The sequence below is a fragment of the uncultured Oceanicoccus sp. genome, assembly GCF_963968385.1.
In the GTDB taxonomy this organism is placed as follows: Bacteria; Pseudomonadota; Gammaproteobacteria; order Pseudomonadales; family Dasaniaceae; genus Oceanicoccus.
Genome location: NZ_CAXAHB010000063.1, coordinates 1 through 9,261, shown reverse-complemented (window position 1 = coordinate 9,261; position 9,261 = coordinate 1). Strand labels below are relative to the sequence as shown.

Genomic DNA, 9,261 nt, shown 5'->3' with positions numbered 1-9,261 from the left:
TAATAGTAGAGCTACGATAAGCGTGCGTTATTTCAGCCGTTAATGGGGTACCAGTGACTGTGGTCGATACAATATCTTTAAGTTCGACTAAAGCATTCTCTTTGGTCGCCATACCCAGTGAAAGATTAGCCATCTGATCACGTAGGCGCGCCAAACCCTGATCTAGTGCATCGCGAACGCTACCGTGATGACTGCTAAAAACCACGCTAGCTTGGTCACCCGTACTACTGATTTTGATATTCATCGGCCCCAGCTCAGGTGGATTTAATGCAATTTCTGCCCTACTAATATTTTGTGAGCTCATCCACATCACCCGCTGCATAACCGATTCGCTCCAGCCAGGCTTGCCTACCGGTATGGAAATAGTGGCTGATAAACCGGCACTATTAGTAATAGTAGAGCTACGATAAGCGTGCGTTATTTCAGCCGTTAATGGGGTACCAGTTACTGTGGTCGATACAATATCTTTAAGCTCGACTAAAGCATTCTCTGTGGTCGCCATACCCAGTGAAAGATTAGCCATCTGAGCTTTAACGCTCAGGCCGTTTTGTAATAAAGATAATGTTGAGGTTTTAACAGCTTGTGCAGACGGCAACTTACTGCCATCTGCGGGCAAACTGCTGCCGCTATCAGCGGCAAGATGCTTTTTCGACGGCTGATTTTCAGCAGAGTTAGCTGAGCCGGTACTGGCCGCGGCCACTTCAACAGAGTCTTCGTTGCGGTCGCGTGCAGCCGATTTATTAGCGCTTTTTCGATCCTGCAGATAGTCTGAAAAGCTGTTATTTTTTAACAACTTATCATTGTATGACGGTACTGAAATAGATTTGCCAGTATCCGCCGTTGCTACAGCATCGGCCGAGCCTAGCAAAAGGTTAACGCCTAAATTTTGGCCACTGGAGTTCATAACAAATCCAAAAATAATTAAACACTTAGCACGACTTAATCGGGTAGTTGCAATTTCGTTGCCAATATTTAGCAGACTGGATGAGCTATAAAGAAATAGTGGTTTTAATAAACTGAAAAGCGATCATTTAAGTTGGGGGCTTATGCGTCGATCATCTTGCTCGCGCTGGAGTTTTTTCTCTGCTTCATTGGCTTCATATTGACGCTTCTTTTCAACCAGCTTGTCCATATTTTTGTAGCGAGCATAGTGCTGTTGCCAAAGTGACCTCGCCTGTTCCTGTTGTTGCGAGGCTAACTCTACCTGCTCATGTTGGGTATTGCCTGCGGCTTCTAGGCTGTCGTAAAAACGTTGGTAATTAGCTAACTGTGTAGCGCTAACCGTTCCGCTCTCAGCTTTATCAGCAACGTTTTTAAATTGCTGGCTATATTCATGCTTGTAGTGGATTAGCTGCTGTTCTTGCTGCTGGGATAAAGCCAATTGACGAATACTGCCTGACAATTTTTCAGCCGCTTGTTGCTCTTTGATTTGAGCCAAATTCAATACGGTTTGGAGGCGCTGGGAGGCTTTCTGCTTCATTGTGTACGACCCATGGTCAGGTCTCTGGTTTGCTGGTTACCGCCAGCATCTTGCGACAAGCTTTTAGGCGGCGTTAACACCGTCTGTAATTCGGCTACACTGGCGGCAAGATTAAACGATTCATTCAAACCCTGCTGCAGAAATTTGCTGATAAAAGGCAATCGCTCAATCGCTGTATCCGTTTCCGTATCGCTACCGGCCACATAGGCTCCGACACTAATTAGATCACGACTCTGTTGATAGCGGGAATAGAGATAGCGCAGGCGTTGTGCTGAATTAAAATGTTGCTGACTAATAATATTAGGCATAGCTCGGCTGATAGAGCCTTCAATATCAATCGCCGGATAATGCCCTTCGTCAGCCAAAGATCGTGACAAGACGATATGGCCGTCCAGAATAGCTCTTGCCGCATCCGCAACCGGATCTTGCAGGTCATCGCCTTCGGTCAATACTGTATAAAAAGCGGTAACGGACCCTCTGCCATCACTATCATTGCCCGCGCGCTCAACCAGCTGCGGAATTTTAGCAAATACCGAGGGCGGATAACCTTTGGTCGCTGGTGGCTCGCCAATCGATAAAGCAATTTCACGCTGCGCCTGCGCATAGCGGGTTAATGAATCGATTAGCAGTAATACATGCTTGCCCTGCTCGCGAAAACTTTCTGCCAAACGCGTGGCTAACATAGCAGCCCGCATTCGCATTAACGGCACATCATCTGCAGGTGATGCCACCACCACCGAGCGTTTCAATCCTTCCTCATCCAACACTTGGTCAACAAATTCTTTAACTTCTCGGCCCCGTTCACCCACCAAACCAACGATAACGACATCGGCCTCGGTAAAGCGTGTCATCATACCGAGCAAAACACTTTTACCCACCCCGCTACCAGCGAACAGGCCCAAGCGCTGACCTCGACCTACGGTTAACACGGAGTTAATCGCACGAATACCGACATCCAATACTGTGGAAATCGGTTTGCGCTCTAACGGATTGATTAAATCCGCCTGCATACCAATACTGTCTTTACAATCTAATGGCCCCTTACCATCTAACGGTCTGCCGGCGCCATCAAGCACTCGTCCGAGTAATTGCATACCTACCGGCACTTTATCTTCATAGGCGACTGGGACAACTTTCATACCCGGTTTTAAACCCACCACTGGCTCAATAGGCATTAAGAATAATTTACTCTCAGTAAATCCCACTACTTCGGCTGCAATGGTGCGATTCTCATCGATAACATGACAGCGACAGCCAATGGATAATTCAAGACCCACCACTTCTAGGGTCATACCAACAACGCGAAGTAATTTTCCTGAAATAGCAGGTTCTGTCAGCAGTTCGCCCTCTGCCGAGTAATGGGCGAAGCGATCACCAAAGGATTGCCGTAAGGGAGCCATTAGCTAATATCATCCGGCGATGGCGATGCATCGGTGTCAATATCATCAACTGGCGCGGCTGTGGTAAGAGGTGATAATTCGGCGAAGCGTTTTTCAACTAGGCCTTTAACGGTTTGCTGAAATTGTTGTTCAAGCGTGTAATCCACCACACTGTGCTCGCTAGTGACTCGGCAACCGCCAGGTTGTAGCGTACGATCAATCTGCAGCTTCCATGATTCTGCTAAATCAGTTTCGTTAGTGAGAAAGTGATAATCTTGTTCACTGAGATAAACGGTTAGATTAGAGGCGCTGATAGGTAATAACGCAATAGCCTCTTTAACGACTGAGCGGATATGTGATGCATCCACCGTTAATTCCCGGCGCAATACGCTGCTGGCTATACAGCTTGCAATATTAACTAGTGCTTGCTCTATTTCATCATCCTGATCTTGCAGGTAATTAAAAATATTGGCTACCGCATGATTTAATTGTTGCGCCTGTTCGGCAACTGCTGTTTTACCTTCGTCTAGTCCTGCCTGATAACCTTCCTTATGCCCCTGTTTAACGCCGTCTTGATAGGCTTGCTGGCGCACATCTTCATAGGCTTGCTGGGTAATTTCTTCTAATTGGGCAGCTGTTAAAGCATTATAGATAATCTCTTCTTTAGCGACATTGACTAACTCACCACGAGGACCGCGTTGTTTCAGCTTTTCAACTTTTACGATTTGCCCTTCTTTGACTTCCGGCATATCCCAAGAAGCAAAAGAAGTGGTTTTATCGGCAGGAATTCGACTCACAAGTTATCCCTTTTACAACATTTCTTCGCCGCCACCGCCGAGAATAATCTCGCCAGCATCGGCCATACGACGAGCAATATTAACAATGTCTTTTTGCGCCCCTTCTACTTCGCTCAGCTTAACTGGACCTTTGGTTTCCAGATCATCCAGTAGCAATTGCGCAGCACGTTTCGACATATTGCTAAAGACTTTATCTTTAAGTTCGTCGTCAGAACCTTTCAAGGCAAGAATAAGCTGTTCGGAAGTTATTTCTCGCAATAAGGCTTGAATACCCCGATCATCGACAACTTTTAAGTCCTCGAAAACAAACATCAATTCTTCAATGGTGTTACCCAAGTCTTCGTCAACTTCTTTGATGGATTCCATCAATTCGGTTTCAAGAGTAGCTTCAAGGTTGTTCATAATTTCTGCGGCAACCTTGGTACCACCCATCGTTTTAGCCTGCGAACCGGCATTGCCTGAAAACTGTTTTTCCAAAATAGCATTTAATTCTTGTAGCGCCGAAGGTTGCACGGCATCTAATGAGGCCACTCGCATAACAATATCCAGCCGCACTTTATCGGGCAGATGAGTCAGTACTTCAGCGGATTGATCGCCATCAAGATGAGCAATAACAATGGCTTGAATTTGGGGGTGTTCGTTACGAATAATATCGGCAACTGAACGAGCATCCATCCATTTTAAGGTATCAAGGCCGCTGGTATTGCCGCCCAGTAAAATTCGATCTACCAAGGAACCCGCTTTATCTTCACCCAAGGCGCCTACTAACATATTGCGGATATAACCGTCAGAGCCTATACCTAAACCGGTAATGGAACGAGCCTCTTCAAGGAAGTTCGACATCACAAATTCAACATGCTCTTGAGGCACATTTTCCAAAGCGGTCATCGCTGTGCCAATACGCTGCACATCTTTCGGCCCGAGGTGTTTTAACACTTCAGCGGCTTCTTTTTCACCCATGGACATCATCAGGATTGCGGCTTGATCAAGCGTGTTGATATTGATGTCGGAATTATTACTCACTGGCAACCACCCACTTTTTCACCACCTGCGCTACCCGACTTGGGTCTTCCGCAATCAAACCTTTGACGCTATTGATTTGCTGTTCGTAATTATCATTGGGGCCGGCTAATAACAAGCTCTCGCCGCTGGATAAGGTTACGGCTTCATCGCCAAGATCATCAGTTAAATCACCTGACAGCTCACCTAAGGCGCGCTGTGCCTCCACCTCACGCAAATCTTTGGCATTATCAGTTAGGCTGCGCATCACTGGGCGCAACACCCCAAAAAACAATAGCATCAATACAATAAACGCACCCAGATATTTTATATAGCGGGTGATGGCTGGCTGCTCCCATAACGGCAGTTCTTGCACAGGGATCGACTCTATGGCTTGCTCCGGCAAAAACTCGGCATTAATAATATTAACGCTATCGCCTCGATCGGCATCAAAGCCTACCGTATCTCTTACCAATACCGTCAATCGGTCCAGTTCTGACTGCTCCATCGGCACGGAACTGGCCTCACCGGTTTCAGGGTCAATTTTGGTGACGTTATTCACCAATACAGCCACCGATAAACGCTGTATTTTACCGACCTGATGGCGAGTATGGCTGATGGTTCTATCTAATTCGTAGTTACGAACTGACTGGCGGCGACTGGTACCGTTGATCTTTTTATTAGCGCCGTTTTCTGCCGCTGTTGTCTCGCCTTCAGTCGGCAAGGCTTGGTCGGGGGCTTTAGCATCCCGCGGCGGCTGGTTGCTTAATGCGCCCGGAACACCACCAATGCCACCACCGGCTCGGGCTTCTTCTACCGTTTGCTCACTGCGAATCGCCTGCAGATCTGGATTAAATAATTCGTCTGTTTGCTCAACCTGAGTAAAATCTATGCTGGCTGAAACTTCTGCACGGAAGTTATTTTCTCCCAGTACCGGCTCCAGAATAGAACTAATGCGCTTAACATAGCTAGCTTCCATCTGGCTGACATAATCCAGCTGTTTATTGGCCATCGCCATTTGCTGATCGGCATCGAAATTCGATAACAAATTGCCACGCTGGTCAACTACGGTGACATTTTGCACGGTTAACTGGGGAATGCTAAAAGCCACCATATTGGCAATAGCGCGTACTTGTTCGGCATTAATCCCATTGCCGCTGTAAAGATCAAGAAACACCGATGCAGTGGGTTTACGCGGGTCACGAATAAAAGCTGAGGTTTTGGGTATGGCCAAATGCACTCTGGCTGCGCGAACACTGCGGATACTGGAAATCGTTCTGGCTAATTCACCCTCAAGGCCACGTTTAAAACGGGCGTTTTCCATAAACTGACTGGTGCCTAGCGGTTGTTCTTTGTCGAGCAGTTCAAAACCAAAACTGCCATCAGCAGAAATACCGGCGCCGGCCAGCTTTAGGCGGGCATTGTGGATTTGATTGGAGACGACCAGTAAGGCACCACTGGTTTCATCGACTTTGTAATCAATTTCGTTGCTTTGCAGGACGTTTAATACGTCTTCGGGGTTCATTTTATCGAGGCTGGTATAGAGCGGCGCATAGTCTTCACCGATGGACCACATCACTATCCAAAAACCAATCGCAATACTGGCGGCAAGGCCAAACATCAAGGCCAACTGACGGAAAACCCCTAGATTGGTCACGCCATTGATAAAATCGTTTTGTCGAGCGGGGACTGAATTATCTCCACTCTCGGCCGGTAATGCTGCCATTGTTTCCCCTCACTGAAATAGACAAACAGCCGATTAAATCGGCATATTCATCACGTCTTTGTAGGCTTCAACCAATTTGTTACGCACCTGTGTCAATGCCTGAAAAGAAACACTGGCTTTTTCTGATGCTACCATCACTTGCGACAGACTGACTCCAGCATCACCCTGCTGATAAGCCGTTGCTAACGAACTGGAGGTTTGCTGGGTTTCGTTAACCGCATTAATCGCACTGGAAAACATCTCGGTAAAATCTGGAGCTGTTGCGCTTGCAGTGTTGTTATCACCGTTAATACGCAGCGCAGCCTCGATATCAGAACGGGCTTTAATCTCATCGCCACCGCCGGCCATGGCTTTCATTTCACGCATTTGTGATAGCAGGTTGTTAATATCGGTTCGATTGGTGATCATAACTGCTCCACGTATTGTTGTTATTGGCCTAGTATGCAGACCTATAATCATTGAATCCTAGTCAAACTACTGACACAGCCAACTCAACCTGAGCCGACACAGCGCCTAAACGGCACGGAATGTCGACGAACAATTGACAGTTAACTAACCAGAGGCTGTACCCCTCTGGAAACTGCATAATTCAGGCCAACTTGGAGCAAAACGAGAATAACGGGGGAGAATTTTAGGGCGAAGCAGTACTGATGGTGAATCACCCTAGGGATTGAGCAAAGCGTAGAACTCCTCTGCGGGAACCGGTCGACTAAATAAATAGCCCTGCAGCAGATCACAGCCCATTTGCTGCAGCTGATGCTGTTGCTCCTGGCTCTCTACTCCTTCGGCCACCGAAGTTAAACCGAGCTCATTACAGATACTGAGAATACTGCGAACAATAGCCTGATCATTGCCCTCTGTGGTGCAGTGATCAATAAAGGACTTGTCGATTTTCAGCACTTCCAGCGGTAGTTTTTTTAGATAGGCCAATGAAGAATAGCCGGTACCAAAATCATCGATAGCAAAGCTAATACCCAAATCTGTGAGTTGGGTCAGTATGGTGGCGATTCTATCGGTGTTTTCTACCAACACGTTTTCAGTGATTTCAAACTCCAGCATAGAAGCCGTAATATCATGTTGAGCTAGTAGCATTTCCACCTGCTCAATAAAATTTTTCTCTAACAATTGTTTCGGGCTGATATTAATAGCCAACACCATATCTTTTCGCCACTGCCCACTATCACACCATTGCTTTAACTGGGCAAAGGACTGATCTAACACCCAGTGCCCTACCTGTGAAATTAGCGACGAACCCTCTAGCACCGGTATAAATTCAGCGGGCGAGACCATACCAAAATCCTGACTATTCCAGCGTAACAGGGTCTCTGCGCCCATAATCTGATTGGTGTGCATATCAACTTTAGGTTGGTAGACCAGTGACATTTCATGATTGCTAACAGCGTTGCGCAGACAATTTAATAACTGCAAATGCCGCGACGCCCGGTTACTCATTTCCTGCTCAAAGAATGTATAGAGATTACGTCCTTTCTGTTTGCTTTGGGTGAGCGCCAGGTCTGCCTGCTTTAATAATTCGTCCTCACTGGCGATATCATTAAACAGCGTAATACCGATACTGCAGGTCAATAAGTACTCAGCTCCATTGAGCACAAAAGGTTGCTGTAGCAATAACTGCAACGAGCGCGCCACCTGTGCCGCCTGTAACTGGGATTTTTCATAATCGATATCCAGCGCTTCAATCAAGATAACAAAGACATCACCACCAAAACGCGCCACGGTATCGTATTGTCGCATACGGTTTTGCAGCCGCTCGGCAAATTGCCGCAGCAGTAAATCACCCATAGAGTGCCCTATGGAATCATTAATGGTTTTAAAATGGTCAACATCGAGAAACAATACGGCGCTATAAATCTTATTACGCTGGCTGCGGCTAATTTCCTGTTTTAGACGATCATGCAAATAGTGTCGGTTTGGCAAATTGGTAACCGCATCGTAGTAGGCCTGATGGGTAATTAACTCATCGCGCTCCAGCCGCCCAGTGATATCCCAGACAAAGGAGCTATATCCCAGCAACTGGCCATCCGGTAAACGCATGGTTGCGCTGGTCCATTCACAGTGAATTTCATTCCCGGAGCTGGTCAGGTTTTTTAGCGTTGTCGGATTGGCCTTGTCGGCATGATCAATCTGTAGAAAATAATCAGGGTCATCATCTGCCAGCAATTTCTGGAATGTCTGCCCTAACATTTGCTCTGCAGAGTAGCCAAAAATACTTTCTGCAGCTGAATTAAAGCGCCTTACCTTTAAGTCAGCATCCCATTCAATAATACCCAGAGGGCTGCGATCAATATGCAAATCCACGCGTTGATAAGCTTCATTTAGCGCCAACTCCTTTTCATCCAGAATCAGAGACTTCTCCAGATTTTGTAACACCGTTTCTGTATTGCGGCGGCAAATCGCCCACATAAAATAGAGATAGATATAACAAAAGCCGAACAGCAATCCGCCATAGCTAGAGCCACCAATTGCATAGAGTCGAACCGACATAGGAACTAGACAAATGGCCAGAAACAATAGACAAATGACCGGTGACAACGCCGTGGAGCTGGCTACTGCCGAACAAAATCCGACAACCGAGATAATCATTAAAAACTGATGCACCAGCGATTCATCAGGCATCAATACCAGCAAGGCATAAGCCCAGATAACAGCAGAGAACAGGGTCATAATGGTATGCAGTTGCATCCAGCTTGTGTGACTAACAAGCTGTTCATGCCGATAAAAAACATAGCTCAGATAATAACGAGCGGCATAAACCATAGTGGCGAGCAATAGCCAAAGTGTAATGGCGGTTTGGTCAGCAAGCTGCCATAACACCAAGCCATTAAGCAATACCAGCACTAGACCGGTGGTAATAGCGACAGC

At 46.7% G+C, this 9,261-nt stretch carries 8 protein-coding genes; all 8 read right to left on the bottom strand.

What is annotated here, in order from left to right; translation table 11 throughout:
* The coding region (locus AACP44_RS07250; protein ID WP_339339810.1) for a flagellar hook-length control protein FliK at nucleotides 1-904 on the bottom strand (904 nt) is incomplete at its 3' end.
* A 123-nt stretch (nucleotides 905-1,027) separates the two neighbouring features.
* Nucleotides 1,028-1,480 carry a flagellar export protein FliJ gene (fliJ, locus tag AACP44_RS07245; protein ID WP_339339809.1) on the bottom strand — a complete coding sequence of 151 codons (453 nt, stop codon included), beginning with the start codon at nucleotides 1,478-1,480 and terminating at the stop codon, nucleotides 1,028-1,030.
* On the bottom strand, nucleotides 1,477-2,880 hold the full coding sequence (fliI, locus tag AACP44_RS07240; protein ID WP_339339808.1) for a flagellar protein export ATPase FliI: 1,404 nt from the start codon (nucleotides 2,878-2,880) through the stop codon (nucleotides 1,477-1,479). Before fliI ends, fliJ begins: the two co-directional genes overlap by 4 nt.
* Nucleotides 2,880-3,656 carry a flagellar assembly protein FliH gene (locus AACP44_RS07235; protein ID WP_339339807.1) on the bottom strand — a complete coding sequence of 259 codons (777 nt, stop codon included), beginning with the start codon at nucleotides 3,654-3,656 and terminating at the stop codon, nucleotides 2,880-2,882. The genes fliI and AACP44_RS07235 overlap by 1 nt, the downstream gene beginning before the upstream one ends.
* A gap of 12 nt (nucleotides 3,657-3,668) precedes the next feature.
* Nucleotides 3,669-4,679, bottom strand: coding sequence for a flagellar motor switch protein FliG (gene fliG, locus AACP44_RS07230; protein WP_339339806.1), 1,011 nt, complete (start codon nucleotides 4,677-4,679; stop codon nucleotides 3,669-3,671).
* The gene (gene fliF / locus AACP44_RS07225; protein ID WP_339339805.1) at nucleotides 4,672-6,381 is read right to left on the bottom strand and encodes a flagellar basal-body MS-ring/collar protein FliF; all 1,710 of its coding nucleotides are present in this window, start codon (nucleotides 6,379-6,381) and stop codon (nucleotides 4,672-4,674) included. The genes fliG and fliF overlap by 8 nt, the downstream gene beginning before the upstream one ends.
* A gap of 33 nt (nucleotides 6,382-6,414) precedes the next feature.
* Nucleotides 6,415-6,786: a flagellar hook-basal body complex protein FliE gene (gene fliE, locus AACP44_RS07220; protein WP_339339812.1), complete on the bottom strand. Its 372-nt coding sequence runs from the start codon at nucleotides 6,784-6,786 to the stop codon at nucleotides 6,415-6,417.
* A 258-nt stretch (nucleotides 6,787-7,044) separates the two neighbouring features.
* Nucleotides 7,045-9,261, bottom strand: a 2,217-nt coding sequence (locus AACP44_RS07215; RefSeq protein WP_339339804.1) for an EAL domain-containing protein, incomplete at its 5' end; no start/stop codon positions are given.

Coding starts and splice junctions, on each gene's coding strand:
- fliJ (WP_339339809.1), bottom strand. CDS start 1,480: ATGAAGCAGAAAGCCTCCCAGCGCCTCCAAACCGTATTGAATTTGGCT.
- fliI (WP_339339808.1), bottom strand. CDS start 2,880: ATGGCTCCCTTACGGCAATCCTTTGGTGATCGCTTCGCCCATTACTCG.
- fliF (WP_339339805.1), bottom strand. CDS start 6,381: ATGGCAGCATTACCGGCCGAGAGTGGAGATAATTCAGTCCCCGCTCGA.